The sequence below is a fragment of the Aeromonas sp. JL9 genome, assembly GCF_024436075.1.
Lineage (GTDB): Bacteria > Pseudomonadota > Gammaproteobacteria > Enterobacterales > Aeromonadaceae > Aeromonas > Aeromonas veronii.
On record NZ_JANFNV010000020.1, the window covers coordinates 22541 to 39834 of the forward strand.

The 17294-nt window shown below is 58.3% G+C and carries 15 protein-coding genes, 1 other RNA gene and 1 pseudogene; 10 read left to right on the forward strand and 7 right to left on the reverse strand.

Annotated features, from left to right (window positions below):
* Window positions 1–13: 13 nt before the first annotated feature.
* The 3 genes from NOM06_RS14425 to NOM06_RS14435 form a co-directional block, all read right to left on the reverse strand.
* Entirely contained in the window at window positions 14–1282 is a 1269-nt protein-coding gene (locus tag NOM06_RS14425) for an FAD-dependent 2-octaprenylphenol hydroxylase (protein ID WP_255912114.1), read from the reverse strand.
* A 122-nt stretch (window positions 1283–1404) separates the two neighbouring features.
* Entirely contained in the window at window positions 1405–2628 is a 1224-nt protein-coding gene (gene ubiH / locus NOM06_RS14430; RefSeq protein ID WP_255912058.1) for a 2-octaprenyl-6-methoxyphenyl hydroxylase, read from the reverse strand.
* A 177-nt stretch (window positions 2629–2805) separates the two neighbouring features.
* The gene (locus NOM06_RS14435; protein WP_255912059.1) at window positions 2806–3375 is read right to left on the reverse strand and encodes a UPF0149 family protein; all 570 of its coding nucleotides are present in this window, start codon (window positions 3373–3375) and stop codon (window positions 2806–2808) included.
* 173 nt (window positions 3376–3548) lie between these two features.
* On the opposite strand from NOM06_RS14435, the gene zapA reads away from it, so the two are divergent.
* Entirely contained in the window at window positions 3549–3881 is a 333-nt protein-coding gene (gene zapA, locus NOM06_RS14440; protein WP_005333910.1) for a cell division protein ZapA, read from the forward strand.
* A gap of 16 nt (window positions 3882–3897) precedes the next feature.
* A non-coding RNA gene (ssrS, locus tag NOM06_RS14445) (6S RNA) lies at window positions 3898–4079 on the forward strand.
* A gap of 194 nt (window positions 4080–4273) precedes the next feature.
* Here ssrS and emrD read toward each other — a convergent pair.
* The 3 genes from emrD to NOM06_RS14460 all read right to left on the reverse strand — a co-directional run bounded on the left by emrD (window position 4274) and on the right by NOM06_RS14460 (window position 7020).
* Window positions 4274–5470, reverse strand: coding sequence for a multidrug efflux MFS transporter EmrD (gene emrD, locus NOM06_RS14450; RefSeq protein WP_042030002.1), 1197 nt, complete (start codon window positions 5468–5470; stop codon window positions 4274–4276).
* A gap of 263 nt (window positions 5471–5733) precedes the next feature.
* The gene (locus NOM06_RS14455) at window positions 5734–6396 is read right to left on the reverse strand and encodes a glutathione S-transferase family protein (protein ID WP_101531625.1); all 663 of its coding nucleotides are present in this window, start codon (window positions 6394–6396) and stop codon (window positions 5734–5736) included.
* Window positions 6397–6564: 168 nt separating this feature from the next.
* Window positions 6565–7020 (reverse strand): hypothetical protein, encoded by a 456-nt coding sequence (locus tag NOM06_RS14460; RefSeq protein ID WP_255912061.1) that lies wholly within the window; start codon window positions 7018–7020, stop codon window positions 6565–6567.
* A 199-nt stretch (window positions 7021–7219) separates the two neighbouring features.
* Here NOM06_RS14460 and suhB point away from each other — a divergent pair, with 199 nt between their 5' ends.
* The gene (gene suhB, locus NOM06_RS14465; RefSeq protein ID WP_255912062.1) at window positions 7220–8023 is read left to right on the forward strand and encodes an inositol-1-monophosphatase; all 804 of its coding nucleotides are present in this window, start codon (window positions 7220–7222) and stop codon (window positions 8021–8023) included.
* 404 nt (window positions 8024–8427) lie between these two features.
* Here the strand turns inward: suhB and NOM06_RS20940 are convergent.
* Window positions 8428–10058 (reverse strand): annotated as a pseudogene (locus NOM06_RS20940) (methyl-accepting chemotaxis protein).
* A 388-nt stretch (window positions 10059–10446) separates the two neighbouring features.
* Between NOM06_RS20940 and NOM06_RS14480 the strand changes: the two are divergent.
* From NOM06_RS14480 to NOM06_RS14510, 7 genes are all read left to right on the forward strand, one after another.
* Entirely contained in the window at window positions 10447–11379 is a 933-nt protein-coding gene (locus NOM06_RS14480; protein WP_255912064.1) for a ZIP family metal transporter, read from the forward strand.
* Window positions 11380–11547: 168 nt separating this feature from the next.
* On the forward strand, window positions 11548–12240 hold the full coding sequence (gene mtnN / locus NOM06_RS14485) for a 5'-methylthioadenosine/S-adenosylhomocysteine nucleosidase (RefSeq protein ID WP_005333935.1): 693 nt from the start codon (window positions 11548–11550) through the stop codon (window positions 12238–12240).
* A complete protein-coding gene (locus NOM06_RS14490) occupies window positions 12237–13199 on the forward strand; it encodes a cobalamin biosynthesis protein (RefSeq protein WP_255912065.1) in 963 nt (320 codons plus the stop codon). Before mtnN ends, NOM06_RS14490 begins: the two co-directional genes overlap by 4 nt.
* The gene (locus NOM06_RS14495) at window positions 13192–14013 is read left to right on the forward strand and encodes an ABC transporter substrate-binding protein (RefSeq protein WP_255912066.1); all 822 of its coding nucleotides are present in this window, start codon (window positions 13192–13194) and stop codon (window positions 14011–14013) included. The genes NOM06_RS14490 and NOM06_RS14495 overlap by 8 nt, the downstream gene beginning before the upstream one ends.
* A 144-nt stretch (window positions 14014–14157) precedes the next feature.
* Window positions 14158–15162, forward strand: a complete 1005-nt coding sequence (gene pseB / locus NOM06_RS14500; RefSeq protein ID WP_236382288.1) for a UDP-N-acetylglucosamine 4,6-dehydratase (inverting) — start codon at window positions 14158–14160, stop codon at window positions 15160–15162.
* Window positions 15159–16292 (forward strand): UDP-4-amino-4,6-dideoxy-N-acetyl-beta-L-altrosamine transaminase, encoded by a 1134-nt coding sequence (pseC, locus tag NOM06_RS14505; RefSeq protein ID WP_255912067.1) that lies wholly within the window; start codon window positions 15159–15161, stop codon window positions 16290–16292. The genes pseB and pseC overlap by 4 nt, the downstream gene beginning before the upstream one ends.
* 21 nt (window positions 16293–16313) lie before the next feature.
* A complete protein-coding gene (locus tag NOM06_RS14510; protein ID WP_218822051.1) occupies window positions 16314–17219 on the forward strand; it encodes a class I SAM-dependent methyltransferase in 906 nt (301 codons plus the stop codon).
* Window positions 17220–17294 lie beyond the last annotated feature (75 nt).

Consider the following 17294-nt stretch of genomic DNA (forward strand, 5'->3'; position numbering starts at 1 on the left):
ATGGCGAGTAATATTAGTTTTTTTCACCCTTGGCCTGCATGGCACTGCCCTTGGTCGCCGCAACGACCCAGTCAGGACGGGCCAATGCGGGCAACTCTCCCTCCAGCCCCATGGCGGCGCGGATCACCCCCTCCTTGAAGGGCGTCAGCAGATTGGCTGCCCGCAATCCCACGCCCCGCACCAGCTTCTTGAGCGGGTTGGCACCGCTGAACAGCCGCTTGAGCCCCTCCATCGCCGCCAGCATGCGAGCCGCCTCGCTCTTGCGCCAGCGCTCGTAGCTGCGCAGGTTGGCGAGCAGGCCGATATCCTCACCCGCGGCATGATTTTGCAAGATCTGCTCCGCCAGCGCGGCAGCATCCAGCAGGCCAAGGTTGACCCCCTGCCCCGCCAGGGGGTGGATGGTGTGAGCGGCATCTCCCACCAGCACCAGCCGCTCGCGAGCAAAGTCGCGGGCATAGCGGGCAGTGAGGGGAATGGCGCTGCGCGGCCCCTCCACCTTGCACAGACCGAGACGGGCATCGAAGGCGGCGGTAAGCTGGCGATTGAACTGCTCGTCATCGCAGGCGCAGAGCGCCTCGGCGCGGGCCGCAGGCAGCGACCAGACGATGGAACAGAGGTTCTCCTTCCATAGCGGCAAAAAGGCGAGCGGACCATCCGGGGTGAAGATCTGGCGAGCAACAGCTTCATGGGGTTCGGCGCAGCGCACCGTCGCCACCAGGGCGTGGTGGCCATAATCCCAGCTGGTAAGCGGGATATCAGCCTGACGGCGCACCCAGGAGTGGGCGCCATCGGCAGCCACCACCAGTTTGGCCGAGATGGCCTGACCATCTTCAAGGAGCAGCAGGGCGCCCGCCGGGCCGCTCTGCAGGCTCTTGGCTCTGGCGGGGGTCAGCAACTGGATATTGCTGGCACCTTCAATCGCCTCAAGCAATGCCAGCTGGATCACCCTATTCTCGACGATATGGCCGAGGTTGGCCTGACGCAGGCTGGCGGCATCGAAGTCGATATGGCCGAAACTGTCCTGCTCCCACACCGCCATCTTGTCGTAGGCCTGCAGGCGGCGCGCTTCAATGCCGTCCCAGGCGCCGACATGGCGCAGGATCTGCTGGCTGGCCAGACTCAGGGCACTGACCCGGTTATCTGCCACCTCCCCCAGCTGCGGGTCGGGCAGTTGTCCCTCCACCACCAGCACCTTGAGGGCGCTATGTTTCAGGGCCGCAGCGAGCCCCAGCCCCACCATGCCGCCACCGACAATCACCACATCCACATTTTGCATCTGCATCATCTCATCCTTTCAGGGCTGACCGGCTGGCCAGCGAGGGGACGCCCGCAGGCATCACCTCTTTATTCAATAGGTTTTGATCAACGAATGGTGGTCAACAGGTTCCACTCAACAAGTGCTGGCTAGTTGCCGCACACATCAGCGACAAAGCCCAGGGTGCGCGAGGCAAGCGGCGCCTTGAGGCACGGGAATCGCCCCATCAGGGTGAGCGCCAGATTGCGCCCCGCCACCAGCGGATCGTGACCATTGGAGAAGAGCTGGGCCAGCGAAGAGGTGAGCCAGACGGTCTGCTCCTGATCGCGCTGACGCTGCTGCCAGTAGCCACTCAGTACCTTGAAGCTGCCGATATCCTCTCCTTCTGCCAACGCCTTGGCTACGGCGCCGGTAAGCAGGTCCAGATCCCGCATCCCGAGGTTGAAGCCCTGTCCGGCAATCGGGTGCAGGGCGTGGGCGGCATTACCGACCAGCACGGTGCGCTGGGCCAGCGGGTAATCGCAGGCGGTCAGAATGAGCGGATAGACGTGACGCACGCCGCATCGCTCGAAGCGACCGAGCCGCCAGCCAAAGGCCTGCTGCAGACGGGCAAGAAACGCCGCCTCATCGAGGGCCGTCAGCTCATCCACCTCATGCTGCCCGACGCTCCACACCAGCGAGGAGAGCCCCTCCTGCATCGGCAGCAGGGCCAGCGGCCCCCCTTCGGTAAAACGCTCGAAGGCGCGTCCCTCAGGGGCTTGCGCCGTTTTGACCGTGGCGATGATGGCGTGCTGCTCAAAGTCGTGGCGGGTCACCGGCAACTTGAAGTGCTGACGCACAAAGGAGTTGCCGCCGTCTGCCGCCACCAGCAGGCGGGTCTCAATCTGTTCACCGCTCTCGAGGGTGAGGGTCACCTTCTCCTCATCGGGCACAATCTCGCTCACCCGTGCCGGACAACAGACCCGGATATTGGGAGAAGCCGCCATCGCCCGTTGCAGCTCATGACCGGCAGCTGCAAGCTCGATCACCTGGCCCAGCGCGGGCAGACCGTATTCAGCGGCCGACAGGCGAGCCTGACCGAAGTGGCCCCGATCCGAGACATGAATCTGGGTAATGGGAGCGCAATGGGGGGCAAACAGCGGCCAGAGTCCGCGTCGTAACAGCGCATCACAGGTACCGGCCGAGAGCGCAATGGCGCGGGCGTCGAACCCTGAATGGGTGTGCTGTTCGGGGACGCTTGCCTCCAGCAGCAGGATCTCGAGGGGGGAGCCATCGGATCGAAGCAGGGCTGCCAGCGAGAGGGCCAGCACGGCACCGCTCATTCCACCGCCGACCAGGGTGACATCGACCTGTCGCACATCAGATTGAGACATAAGCAGAGAGGAAGAAGTGAAAAAGGTGGCCTCATGCTATCACAAAGCCGCTGGCCGAATGCGAGGTCACCGGCAAAAAACCGGTTGTGCCTCACAGGGTTAGCCACCACAAGGAAATAAAAAAGAGCGCCATCAGGCGCTCTTGCAGATTCAGTAAGGGTCTCGTTGACCCGCACCTCAATGAAGGGTCGGCGGCGCGCTCGGGGTATCGGGGCGCTTGCCAAACTCTTCGAAGGCCATCATGACCCCCAGCTTGACGTGTTCGTAGAGCACCAGGAAGGAGGCTTCGTTCTCGTCATCTTCCTGATCGAACTCGGCGGAGACCTGAGTGATGCTGGCGATATCCTGGATCATCTCCTGCAGCTCTTCCGACGCGCGGGAGAGCTCCTGCTGCACCACGCCAAAACCGGCCAGAAATGCCTGTGACCAGTCCACCAGCGAATCGATGCGCTCGTCGAGGGGAGCATCATCACTTGGCAGCAGCAGCTCGACGCCCTTCTGGGCCATCAGGCTCTCGACCACATTGTGATAAAGTTCGGTCATCACCTGGCGCACCGGGGCCGGCAGGCCGAAACCGTCGTTCACCAGATCGTTGAAATGGGGCACCCAACTCTTGTCGTCCAGTGCCACACCACCGCACACCAGACCGCAGATCACACCATGGGCCTCTACTGCGCTGGCCATCAGCTCATGTTGTTCCATGATGTCGGCCACTGCCGCGTATTTAAGGGGGTTCGTTTTGCTCATCGAGGATCCGCTCAAAGTTCAGTCAAATTTGCAGAATTAATGGTCAGGATCCTAGCATTCTCCCTCTTGCAGAGCCAGCAAGGCCTTGAAACTTATGCATCTGCGCTATATAGTCCCGCCCAGTTGTCCACGTGGATAAAGGCGGAAATCAGCTCCGCCGTATTGAGGAAGGCATGAGCACAGAGGCCGTAGAAATCGTCATTTTGGGACGTCCCTACAAGGTATCCTGTCCCTTGGGACAGCAGGATGCCCTGCGCCAGGCCGCCGAGCAGCTGACCGACAAGTTGATCGACCTGCGTCAACGCTCCAAAGTCTCCAGCAACGAGCAATTGGCTATCATGGCGGCGCTCAATTTCTGTCATGAGCTCTGCCTTGAAAAAGAGAAGAACCACCAATACTCTGAGACCATGGACAAGCGGATCAAGATGCTGCAGCGCACCATCGAAGCGGCCCTGATCGAGCACGGACAATATGGTGATTCCAGCGAAGAGGGGCAACAGCCCTAATCGCAAACCGTTTTAAAATTCCCTGGGATGTTTGTCAGCCGGTTCAAGTCCCCGAGCCGATATTCATACCAAACAGGGGATCTGCCTTCTGGCTATTGCGCATGCTCGGCACGACCGAGAAGCCTGCGGTCAGATCCGATCCCCGCCTTGAACCGACGGTTCAAGGGCCCAAACCGGCAACGGCATCTCGGGGTACCAACAGCAAAAGCCCGTCACCAGCGTGACGGGCTTTTTCTTTGCCTGATGATCAACGAACTGTCCCGTCCTGAATATGGTTTACACCTTTCCCCCCAATAAATGGAGAACCCGATGGGACAAGGTGTGAAGCGGACACAGCCATAACGACAAAGCCCGCCAAAAGGCGGGCTTTGTTTTGCAGCAGGCAAGCACGTTTAGATGGCCATCTGCTCGTGGGGGGAGCCGTGGTGGCGCAGCCAGACAAAACTCAGCGCCACGATCAGCACCATCAGGGTCATGATGGCCCCCAGAGTCACCTGCCCGGTCATTGGGAAACCGGCGGCCAGCAGGGTCACCACGCCCGCCCCCAGATTCTGCATCCCGCCGAGAATGGCCCCCGCGGTGCCGGCTTGACCCGGGAAGGGCTCGATGGCACAGGAAGTGGCGGTCGGGTAGAGAATACCGCTACCGATGAAGTAGACAGCCGCACCACCGACCAGCGAGGCGGCACTCACCACCCCGAACAGCCCCGGTACCAGAATGATGAGGGAGCCGAGCGCCAGAAAGGCGATGCCAAGACGCATCAGTTTGCCCTGAGTCAAACGGAAGCTCAGCTTGGCAGAGAGCCAGGCCCCGAACAGATAGCCGGGCAGCGGCAGCACGAACAGCACGCTCACGGTACGGGCGCTCAGTTTCAGCACATCGCCCAGCAACACACCGGCCGCAGCCTCGAACACTGCCAAACCGGCAAAGGTCGCCATCAGGCAAAGCAGGTTGCCCTGAAACTTGGGGTTGCCCAGCACATGACGATAGGCTGCACCGACGCGCAGTGGCTGACGGGCAGCAGCAGGCAGGGTCTCGCCAAACCAGGCCATGATCGCCAGGGTTGCTACGGCACCAAAACCGAACAGGAACCAGTAACCGGCGCGCCAGTTGAACAGCTCGGTCAGCCATCCCCCCAGCACCGGTGCCAGCAGCGGGGAGAAGATCACCCCCATACTCACCAGACTGTTGGCGCGGTTGAGCTCGGCGCCATTGTAGCGATCGCGCATCACGGTGCGGCTCATGGCGCCACCGGCACCGGTACCCAGCCCCTGAACAAAGCTGCCCACCAGCAGGGCGGCAAAATGGGGGATGACCTGAATGATCAGGGTACCCACCAGAAACACCATCATGCCGACGATCAGCACCGGGCGACGGCCGATGCGATCCGACAACGGCCCGTAGACAAACTGGGAGAGGCCATAGGGGATCAGGTAACAGGCCATCACCGCCTGCAACTGGCCCGAGGCCACATTGAAGTCCCCCGCCATCATGGGAATGGAGGGAACATAAAGGGTCTGGGTCATCTGGCCCACAGCGACCATCAGAATGGTCAATAAAAACAACGGATAAAAACTGTGCCGATCCATATCAGTCCCAAAAAATCGAAAAAATGCTGCCGCCCCTCTGGCACAAAATGGCCCAGAGGAATCTGATCACAGAGGCTGTGATGCAATCAAAAACAGTGTTGGAAACAGTAGGCGGGGAGCCCGCCAAGCCACCGCACAGGACGCTTGGTGGTATGAGGGCATCATAGTGATTCAGCTCACAAAAAACGAACGAATCTTTATAATCTGCTTGCCTTAGTTTTTCTAATATTACGGGGCTTTACGCCCCGTCGGCAGTTAAAAAATCAACGTGTTACCATCTGTTGTGCCTGCTTGATCAGCTCATCCGGCTGCTCCTTGCGCGGCGGTATGGTGATCCCCTTCTGGCAGGCTGGCTTCTCGGCCATCCGCTCCATCCAGGCTTGCAGATGGGGCAATCCCTCGATGGAGATACCGCTCCAGTCATAAATACGCACCCAGGGCCAGGTGGCAATGTCGGCGATGCTGTACTCGTCCGCCAGATATTCGTGATGGGCCAGATGGCTGTCGAGCACCTCGAACAGGCGGCGCCCCTCCTTCTGGTAGCGTTCGATAGCGGCGGGGATCTTCTCGGGGAAGTAGCGGTAGAAGACGTTGGCCTGCCCCATCATGGGTCCTATCCCGCCCATCTGGAACATCAGCCACTGGATGGCCTGAGAGCGGCGTTTGGGATCAGCGGGCAGCAACTTGCCTGCTTTCTCCGCCAGATAGATGAGGATGGCCCCCGACTCGAATACGGCGAAATCGTCGTTATCCCGATCGACGATAGCCGGAATACGGCCATTTGGGTTGATGGCGAGAAACTCGGGCTTCTTCTGATCCAGCGCCGAAAGATCGAGAGGAATGACCCGATAGGGCAAACCCAGCTCTTCGAGGGCGATCGCCACTTTGAAACCATTGGGGGTCGCGGCGGTGTAAAAGTCGATCATGATTCACTCCTTGTTGGTCATAGCCAGATTGCACGGTTGGAACAGGGTGCAACACCATAGCCGCCTCATCTTGCAACAAGTGACCGGCTCCAGACCATTAAAAAGCGGCGCACCGTAGGCCAAACAAGGCCACGGTGCGCCGCTGGTGCGCTCTGGCAATGGTAGATATTAGTTGAACATGGCGACCGGCTTGCGCTGGCGCAGCATGATCAGGCGGGAAAGCAGCGGGAAGTAGGACTCCAGCTTGCGCAACAGCACCCGGCTGCAGGCAGGCTCGGCCAGCTCCGACTCATCCAGCACGATGCCGTTTGAGACAAAATAGAAACGGGGGTCACGCACATCCGGCCCGCAGACCGTCAGCTCCTTGTCCCCCTTGCGGATCAACAGCGGCAAGACCGGCAAACCGATCGTCTCATCCTCTCCCCGGGCAAATCCGGCATCCTGCCAGGGCGCATCGCCGTCGATCAGCAGGATCGCCGCCTCCGTCTTGGCCGGTTGCCACTGGGCCAGGGGGGTCACGGTGATGTGGGCAAAGTGATCACCATACTCGGGTGATGACCGCAAGATGGCCAACAGTCCCTCGCTGGCCGCTGACTCGTTCTGACTCACTAATGACAAATTCATGGTTCACATCCCTATGCTCATGACAGCCTGTATCCGGCTGCTGGGATAAGACTAGCGCAGATCTGGTCTATATTGGAGCCGTCAAATCTGGCAGTGGTAATCAATTGGTCGTAGGGGGATAACAGTTGCCATCGCACAAAATACTGGTATCATACCGCGTCCTTTTATCCCCCGTTCTTTAACATCCAGTGGTGAACCTATGCATCCGATGCTGAATATCGCCGTGCGCGCTGCGCGCAACGCCGGTCAAGTTGTAGTAAAAGCCTTCTCCCAGCCCGAGAACATTGAGACTATCCAAAAAGGCAGCAATGACTTCGTGACCAACGTTGACCGTGAAGCTGAAGCGGCCATCATTCACACCATCAAAAAATCTTACCCGGAACACAGCATCGTCGCTGAAGAGTCTGGTGAGATTGCCGGTACCAATCCGGACTACCAATGGATCATTGACCCACTGGATGGCACGACCAACCTTGTCAAAGGCATTCCGCACTTTGCCGTCTCCATCGCCCTGCGCGTGAAAGGCAAAACAGAACAAGCCGTTGTTTACGATCCCATCCGTGACGAACTGTTTACTGCTACCCGTGGTAGCGGCGCCCAGCTGAACGGCTACCGCATTCGTGTCGGCAAGGCCAAAGAGCTGGCTGGCACCGTGCTGGCGACCGGCTTCCCGTTCAAGCAGAAGCATCACATCGAGCCTTACCTGAAGATGTTCCAGAGCATGTTCATCGAATGTGCCGACATCCGTCGCTCCGGCTCTGCCGCACTGGATCTGGCCTATGTGGCTGCCGGTCGCGTCGACGGTTTCTGGGAAATCGGCCTGAAACCCTGGGACACCGCTGCCGGTGAACTGCTGGCCAAAGAAGCTGGCGCCATCGTCACCGACTTCGTAGGTGGTCACAACTACGAAAACTCCGGCAACATCGTGGTTGCCAACCCGCGCGTCCTGAAAGAGATGCTGGGCAAGATCCGCGAAGAGCTGCCGGAGTCTCTTGCTAAATAAGCCAGCCTTCGAGCAGACAGATAAAAAAACCGGCGCAAGCCGGTTTTTTTATTGCTGCGATATGCCCTGTCAGGGCACACCAACCCACTACTAGTTCTCTCCTCCCCCCAGCGGGCACTCCATTAGCTCACCCATACCCCATCCCCAAAACAGTTCGTCGCCCTTCTCTCGTTATCAAATACGCCTTAACCAACCTTCTTGAATATCACCGCGTACAGGCCGGGATAATCATCTGGCCTCCCTGTTCGCCCTGACCTTCATCCTCTTATGAAGAGCCCCAACCATCAGGCCTCGTAACGATTGCCAGATAAAGAAACACCCGGCACATGGCCGGGTGTCGTGAGGGCAGGCAAAGCGCCCCGACTTTTTATGAATAAAGAGGCCGGCGTACGCCAGCCCCCTTATCAGGCGAGACGGAAGCGCCCGATTGTCTGCTTCAGACCCACCGCCAGCTGGCTCAGCTCCAGACACGCGCGGGCAGTATGATCCGCCCCCTGCGCCACCTCATTGGCGGATTCGTTGATCCGCTCGACGTTGCGACCCAGCTCGTCAGACACCGCATCCTGCTCACCACAGGCGCTGGCAATCTGGATCGCCATATCGGCGATCTGCGCCACCGCCTCTTCAATCTGCTGGATACCGATACCGGTCTGCTCGCTTTGGGTGACGCACTGGCGGATCATGTCACAGCTCAGTCCGGTCACCTCTTTCGCCTGATTGGCGCGAGACTGCAGGGTTTCGATGATGGCCACGATCTCACCGGTCGAGGCCTGGGTACGACCCGCCAGGGTGCGCACCTCGTCGGCAACCACGGCAAAGCCACGGCCCTGTTCACCGGCGCGGGCTGCTTCGATGGCCGCATTGAGGGCCAGCAGATTGGTCTGCTCGGCGATGCCGCGGATCACATCCACAACGACGTTGATCTGGGCGGATTCACGCTCCAGCTCAGTCACCAGCGTACCGGCCTGCTCGATCTCCTCGGCAACCCGGGTGATGGCCACCAGCGAGCGCTGCACATCCTGATTGCCGTTGCGGGCCAGCGCATTGGCTGAGCTGGCGGAGCTGGAGGCGGTTTCGGTATTGCCAGCCACATCGGCCACGGTGGCCTTCATCTGGGTCATGGCGGTCGCCACCAGCGAGATCTCCTGCTGCTGGCTCTGAATGCCCTTGGCGGACTGCTCGGAGACGGCGCTCACCTCCTCGATAGCAGTGCCAAGCTGGGTGACAGCAGCCACTACCTCTTCAATCAGACCGCGCAGGTTGTCCTGCATCTTGAGAGAAGCTTTGGCCAGCATGCCCAGCTCGTCGCGGCCGATATGTTGACGCTCCAGCTGATGGGTCAGATCGCCGGCGGCAATGGCGTTGGCCTGAGCCACTACGGCTTGCAGCGGCAGGCAGATCTGGCGAGTCAGGAACCAGGTCATCACCACCATGAACACCACAGGGCACCGATGCTCACCATGGCGAAGGTGGTTACCATGCTGACGCTGCCAAGCAGGCTGCCACGGTTCTCTTTGACGAAACCGAGGTTCACCTGGATCAGCGAGTTGACCGCCTGCTCCAGTGCCCCGAAAAGCGGGTTGGAAGCAACCAGCTGGGTTTTGGCCTGCTCGTGCTGACCCTGCACCAGCAGCATATCAAACTCGTTTACCGAACGTTGATAAGTGAGCCACTGTTGTTTGGCTTGGTTAAACACTTGGCGCTCGTTGTCGGCACCCACAGTCGCCTCGTAGGCACGAAATGCCTCGTCAACCTTGCGAATATTCTCCTGAATACGGCCACGACGGGCTTGCAGGTCGGCAGCATCATCCACCATCAGCAAGGCAAACTGGGCACGACGGACATAGGAGACGTCATAGAGCAGGGTTTCGACCGACAGGACACTCGGCAGCGTAGAGTCGGTAAAGTTCAGCACCCGATCACGCACACCGCGCAATTCGCTGGAGAGAAAAACACCGAAGACGACGTTGACTGCGGCAATGACCGCAAAAACCACGGCAATCTTTTTGCCGATGGAGAGATTCTTGTAAAACATGGTTGGCTGTTGATCCTCAACTGCTGACAAGCAGGTAAACAGTAGCGATCACATCCGTATGAGCTGATCCAGGCCATTCCTGACGGGAGATGGAAGGTTGCGAAAACGGGGGAAGGACGATTTCGCGAGGCGCGCACTTTATCACAATATCGCCTAATCCTTCACCGGATTTCACCAAATGAATGCAAGCTGATTTCCTTCACAACCCGACATTCATCACGAAATATTTATAGCGACCAAATCATTTCAAATAGTTAACCGATAAATGCAATCGAGGCAGTGGCATGGACAAGGGGCCATCAACTCGTTGTAATGACCAACATGACCCGATGGCGGAGCGTCATCCCCCCTTCGTTGTAACAATTTGCTGTAACAAGAGGCCTTGTTTATGGATAACAGCTCGTATCTGCCCGCTTCAACCTGGTCTGCCCAACTGCGTGAACAACTGCAGGCGCGGCCACTTACCGCCCTCGGTCTCTTTATCGCTCTGGCTGCCGTCTTGTTGCTGCTGTTGCAGAGTCTCATCATGCTTGCTACCGGCGAGGTAAGCAGCGGCGTGCGCTTCGGCCTGATCGGTGGTGCTGCCGGGTTTGCCGCCACCGCCATCGGCGCCCTGCCCGCTCTATTCCTGCGAGCGGTACCACAAAAAGTGGAGGACACCATGCTGGGCTTTGCCGCCGGTATGATGCTGGCGGCCAGTGCCTTCTCCCTGCTGCTGCCGGGGCTGGAGGCCGCCGAGGGGATTACCGGCAACGGCTTTAGCGCCGCCGCCGTGGTGGTGGTCGGCATGACCCTCGGGGTGCTGTTGATGCTGGGGCTGGATCAGTTCACCCCGCACGAGCATGACAAAATCGGCCCCTGCGGCCCCGGCCATGAGAGCTGCTCCCGGGTCTGGCTGTTCGTCTTTGCCATCGCCCTGCACAATCTGCCGGAGGGGATGGCCATCGGGGTGAGCTTCTCGCAGGGGGATATGTCGGTGGGGCTGCCGCTCACCACCGCCATCGCGCTGCAGGATATTCCGGAGGGATTGGCGGTGGCGCTGGCCATGTGCGCCGCCGGTTTTCGCCCCTCTGTCGCCGTGCTGGTTGCCATCGCCAGCGGCCTGCTCGAACCGGTTGGCGCCCTGCTCGGGGTCGGGCTCTCCAGCGGCCTTGCCATCGCCTACCCCATCGGACTTGGGCTCGCCGCCGGCGCCATGTTGTTTGTGGTCTCGCACGAGGTGATCCCGGAGACCCACCGCAACGGTCACCAGACCTATGCCACCCTCGGTCTGATGGCAGGCTTTGCCCTGATGATGACCCTCGATACCGCGCTCGGCTAAAGGCCCTCTCCCCTCCTCATCAATGCTTTTTGTCACCTGCGGCGCTCCCATATGGAGCGCCGCGCTTCATCTCTCCTTTCGCTTGTGCCTCTCGGCGCCGACGCCATCTTTTGTTATGATCTACAGCAACTTAAATTCAGCCACACGGCTATCAAGACGAGGTCAGCAATGAAAGTAGGTATTATCGGCGCCATGGAGCAAGAAGTTGCCCTGCTGCGCAGCCAGATGAGCAACCCCACCACCCTGCAACTGGGCGGCTGCGAGTTCTATCAAGGGATGCTGGCAGGCAAAGAGGTGATCCTGACCCGCTCCGGTATCGGTAAGGTCGCCGCCAGCGTGGCCACCAGCCTGCTGCTGGAAAAATTCGCCCCCGACTGCGTCATCAATACCGGCTCTGCGGGCGGCTTTGCCCAGGACCTGCACATCGGTGATGTGGTGATCGCCAGCGAGATGCGTTTCCACGATGTGGATGTAACCGCCTTTGGTTACGAGATGGGCCAGATGGCGCAGCAACCTGCCGCCTTCCCCTGCGACGAGAAGCTCATCGCGGTCGCTCAGGATTGCATCGCCGAGCAGGGCAAGCACCAGACCAAGGTCGGCCTTATCTGTACCGGCGATCAGTTCATGTGCAAACCGGACGCCATCGCCAAGGCTCGCGCCGACTTCCCGCAGATGCTGGCGGTCGAGATGGAGGGTGCCGCCATCGGTCAGGTGTGCCACATGTTCAACGTGCCCTATCTGGTGGTGCGCGCCATGTCCGATATCGCCGGCAAGGAACAGGTTGAATCCTTCGATGCCTTCATCGAAGTGGCCGGCAAGCACTCCGCCGAAGTGATTATCAAGATGCTCGGCAAGCTGTGAGCGAGACCGGCTCGCTTGATTTGATGGCCGACGCCCTCCTCTCGACGACGGCGGCCATTCTGGTAGGTGCTGCCCTGCTGGAGGCGGTGATCCCGTGGCCATCCCATCTGCGTCTTTCGGCCGTCACGCCCTTGCTGACCCGGCTGGGGCACAAGGTGCACAGACCCGATGGTTCACCCGGCCAGCAAATGCAGGCCGGCCTGCTGGCAATGCTGGTAGTCTGGCTCCCCTGCGCCGCCGGGCTCTGGTCGCTGCGCAATCTGGCCCTGAGCGAGCCGATCTTCGACCTGCTGTTCCTGCTGCTGATGCTAGAATCCCGTCCACTATGCGAACTCGCCCATGCCACCCGCTCGCTCGCCACGCAGGAGACCCTGCCGCTGGCGAGATTGCAGGCGACACCCTGGTTCAAGCGTGAGACTGGCAAACTCTCGGCCATGGGGCTCGCCAAAGCGGTGACGGAGAGCTGCGCCCTGCGTCTGGTCGGCCAATGGGCTGGCCCGCTGCTGGGATTTGCCCTGGCTGGCGTACAGGGCGCCCTGCTCTGGCGGCTGGTTCAGCTGATGAACCTGAGCTGGAGTCGCAAAGATCCCGCCTTCGACCACTTTGGTCGCGCCGCCAGCGCGCTCTATCAGGGGCTCAATGCCCCCACCATCCTGCTGTTGGGGCTGCCGCTCCTGTTGCCCCGCATCAGGCAGGCCACACAGCTGCTGCGCAATGGTGCGCTCTGGCCCTATCCCACCATCGGGATGCTATTGACGCTACTTGCTGACAAGTGCCGGAACCGCCTTGGCGGCCCCCGCTACTATCAGGGAACCTTGCAACGCTGGCCGATACTTGGCAGCGGTGGTGACCCCAATGGCGAGTCACCACGCAAGGTGCTCAATATTCTGCAAGGAATTGGCTGGGGCTGGTTGATGCTGGCGCTGGTTGTCACTGTGGCGGGGTTAGTTCATGGTTAGATGGTTGCGATTGCCTATCTGGCTGCCCTGCGTGTTGCTTGCCTGGTTGCCTGGTGCCCTGCAGGCCGCAACACCGACCCGGGTGGTGAGCGTAGTACCCCATCTTACCGAGCTGCTTTATGACATCGGTGCCGGCGACAAACTGGTGGCCATCGACGATGCCTCAGACTATCCCCCCGAGGTCAAAACCAAGCCAAAGGTAGCGAATTATCGCAGCATCAATGTCGAGGCAGTGCTGGCGCAAAAGCCGGATCTCATTCTCGGCTGGCGCTCGGCTCAGTCACGGATGCTGGCTCCGCTGGAGCAGCTGGGTATCCCGGTTTTCTACTCTGAGCCCACCAATTTTGCCTCGCTGGCGACCGAAATGCGGGCGCTGGGCAAATTGCTTGGGGTGGAGAAGAGTGCCAACGAAGCCGCCGATCGCTATCTGGCACGCCTGCATTACCTGCAACAGCGCTATGGCAGGCCAACCGGCGTCAAGGTGTTCTACCAGCTCTGGTACCCGCCGCTCACCAGCGTCAGTGGCAATGCCTGGCCGGCTCAGGCCATCGAACTCTGCGGCGGGATCAACATCATGGCGAATGCCAAGACCCCTTACCCTCAAGTGGGCATGGAACAGGTGATCAGGGCCAACCCCGCGCTGATCCTGGCCGGGAGTCAAGATCCTGACGCCCTGCGTCATTGGCAGCAGTGGCCAAACCTTGATGCGGTGAAACATCACCGACTGATGCTGGTCAACTCCGATGAGCTGCACCGATTCACCCCAAGGGCCCTCAATGCGGTGGAAGATATATGCAGGGCAATCAGAAAGTAACAAAAGCCAAAGAGACCAAGACCTGAGTGATGCCCTTGGCTTTAAAACCGTTTTTATGAATTGATCACACTCTTTACAGAAAAAGCTGGTACTTTATTTGCTAGCATATGATTCATCTACTGTTTTTGAGACGAGATGCCCACAATGTTCAACGATAAAACGCTACTCATCACAGGTGGCACTGGCTCGTTTGGCCAGCGATTGGTCAAGACAGTACTGGAACGTTATAAACCCAAACGCCTTATCATCTATTCTCGCGACGAGCTGAAGCAGTTCGAGATGCAGCAAGAGTTCAACGACCCCTGCATGCGCTATTTTATCGGTGATGTCAGAGACGCCAACCGCCTTACCATGGCAATGCGTGGAGTGGATTATGTGGTTCATGCAGCCGCACTCAAGCAAGTGCCCGCCGCTGAATACAACCCCATGGAGTGCATTAAAACAAATATCCATGGTGCTGAGAATGTCATCCAGGCGGCCCTGCTCAATCAAGTCAAAAAGGTTATCGCCCTCTCAACTGACAAAGCTGCCAACCCGATCAATCTCTATGGCGCCACCAAGCTGGCATCAGACAAACTCTTCGTGGCTGCCAACAATATTGCGGGTCAAGACCCAACCCGTTTTGCAGTCGTTCGGTACGGTAACGTTGTTGGTTCCCGAGGTTCTGTTGTTCCCTTCTTCCAAAAGCTGATTGATCAGGGTATTGATGCCTTGCCCATCACCCATGAAGAGATGACTCGTTTCTGGATTACCTTGCAACAAGGGGTGGATTTCGTTCTGGACAATTTTGGGCGGATGAAGGGGGGGGAAATATTCGTTCCCAAATTGCCATCTGTTCGCATCACAGATTTGGCCAGTGCCATGGCACCAAACCTGCCACACAAGATCATCGGCATTCGCCCGGGAGAGAAGCTCCATGAAGTGATGTGCCCTGCCGATGACTCTTATCACACCTTTGAGTTTGATGACTTCTTCGTGATTGGCCCAACCATCAACTTCAATAATCGCAACAACGATTTCTCCAAAACAGCGGCAGGCGAAAAAGGAAAAATGGTAGAACAGGGCTTCGAATATAACTCTCGCAGCAACCCTCACTTTTTCAGCATAGAACAGCTCCAGAAGATGAACCAGAGCAAGGTAGCAGAATGATCCCCTACGGCCGTCAATCTATCAGCCAGGCAGATATCGATGCTGTCGTTGAAGTTCTCAAGTCAGACTTCCTGACCCAGGGGCCGATCGTTCCACGCTTCGAGCAAGCGGTTGCGGACTACTGTGGAGCTAAATTTGGGGTGGCGGTCAATTCAGGTACTGCAGCACTCCATATTGCCTGTCTGGCGCTGGGAGTTGGCCCCGGCGACTGGGTCTGGACATCCCCCATCAGCTTTGTGGCATCAGCCAATTGCGCTCTCTATTGTGGTGCACAAGTCGACTTCGTCGACATTGAGCCCGATACAGGGAACATGTGCGCAATGGAGCTGGAGAAGAAACTGATTGCCGCCAAGGCGGAAGGAAAACTACCCAAGGTAGTCATACCGGTACACTTTGCCGGCCTCCCCTGCGATATGCAGGAGATCCACCGCCTAGGGCAGGAGTATGGCTTTCGGATAATCGAAGATGCCTGTCATGCCTTAGGTGCTCGCTATCACGATGAACCCACCGGCAACGGCCGCTACAGCGACATCACCGTCTTCAGCTTCCACCCGGTGAAGATCATCACCACCGGTGAAGGAGGGATGGCCATGACCAACGCCCCTGGGCTTGCCAAAGCAATGCGCATGCTCCGCAGCCACGGCATCACTCGTGAACTGGAAGACTTTATCAATGAGCCGGACGGCCCCTGGTACTACGAGCAGCAGATGCTCGGCTTCAACTACCGCATGACCGACATTCAGGCTGCGCTGGGGTTGAGCCAGATGGCCAATCTGGAAACCTGGATGCTTAAGCGCGGAGAACTGGCCCGATACTACTTTGAAGAGCTGACACCTGAGCTGCTCCCTCGCTACTTCAGCTCAGAGCGCCGTAGCGCCTTTCACCTGTATGTACAGCATGTAGCCCCAGAGCAACGCAAAGCCCGATTCCAGCAACTTCGTGAACAAGGTATAGGTGTCAACGTGCACTATATACCGATCTACAAGCAGCCTTGGTATCAACGCAAGCAGCAAACATCCCTGCCTCAGGCCGAACAGTTTTACTCCGGAGCGATCACCTTACCACTGTTTCCAAGCTTGAGCTCTGCCCAGCAGGGCCTCATTCACGCCAATTTGTTGTCAACAATCTGATATCGAGCCGCGGAGCGCCTTATGCACATTCTGATCTACGGAACCTCGACCCAAGCGCTGCATTTCTTACCGGCCTTGGCATTGAACTATACGCTGCTTGGCTTTGTCGATAGTGACCCAGCCAAACAGGGCTCGCTCTGGATGAACAAGCCGGTTTATCACCCCAGTCAGCTCGCGGGACTCCAATTCGACAAAATCCTGATCGCCAGCAGTTTTGTCAGCGACATAAACCTGACGCTGGCCAGTTATGGAATCGAGCCGGGCATCCCAGTCGTGGAGTGTGACGAGGTACTGAAGACCAGCCGCGAATATGAGAATGCCCTACAAGCAGTGCGCTCCAAACGCGAGGATATGCTGCCGAAACTCCCCTTGCTACAACAGCATGTCGAGGGCGCAACTCTATTGACCGATCGATTGGCACTGCTCAGGAAGTTACCCATCCAGGGCGTCGTAGCCGAACTGGGCGTGGCAGCTGGTGATTTTAGCCGCCAGATCGTGGATATCTGTGCTCCGGCGCAGCTACATCTGGTGGATATATGGAGTTCGGATCGATACGGCGAAGAGTTGTACCTGAGTGTGAACGACTATTTTCAGCAACAACAACAGCGCGGAGAAGTAACCATTCACCGTAAACCCTCGCTGGAGGCGCTAGAGAGTTTCCCGGATCAGACCTTCGATTGGGTATATATCGATACGACTCACAGTTATGAATTAACCAGGGATGAACTCCGAGCCTGTTCCCAAAAAGTAAAGTCAACCGGTATTATTGCTGGTCATGACTACATTCAAGGCAACTGGCGCTCTCAATATCGTTATGGCGTTATTGAAGCGGTGCATGAATTTTGCGTTGAATATAACTACAGAGTGCTTTATCTAACGATGGATATTTCTGAGTGTTTGAGTTTTGCTTTAGTGAAAAACAGCTAATTAAAAACCTGATCGATATTAATGGCGCAACCTTCTGATACGGGCAGCGTCATTCTGAACATGCATCATACGCTA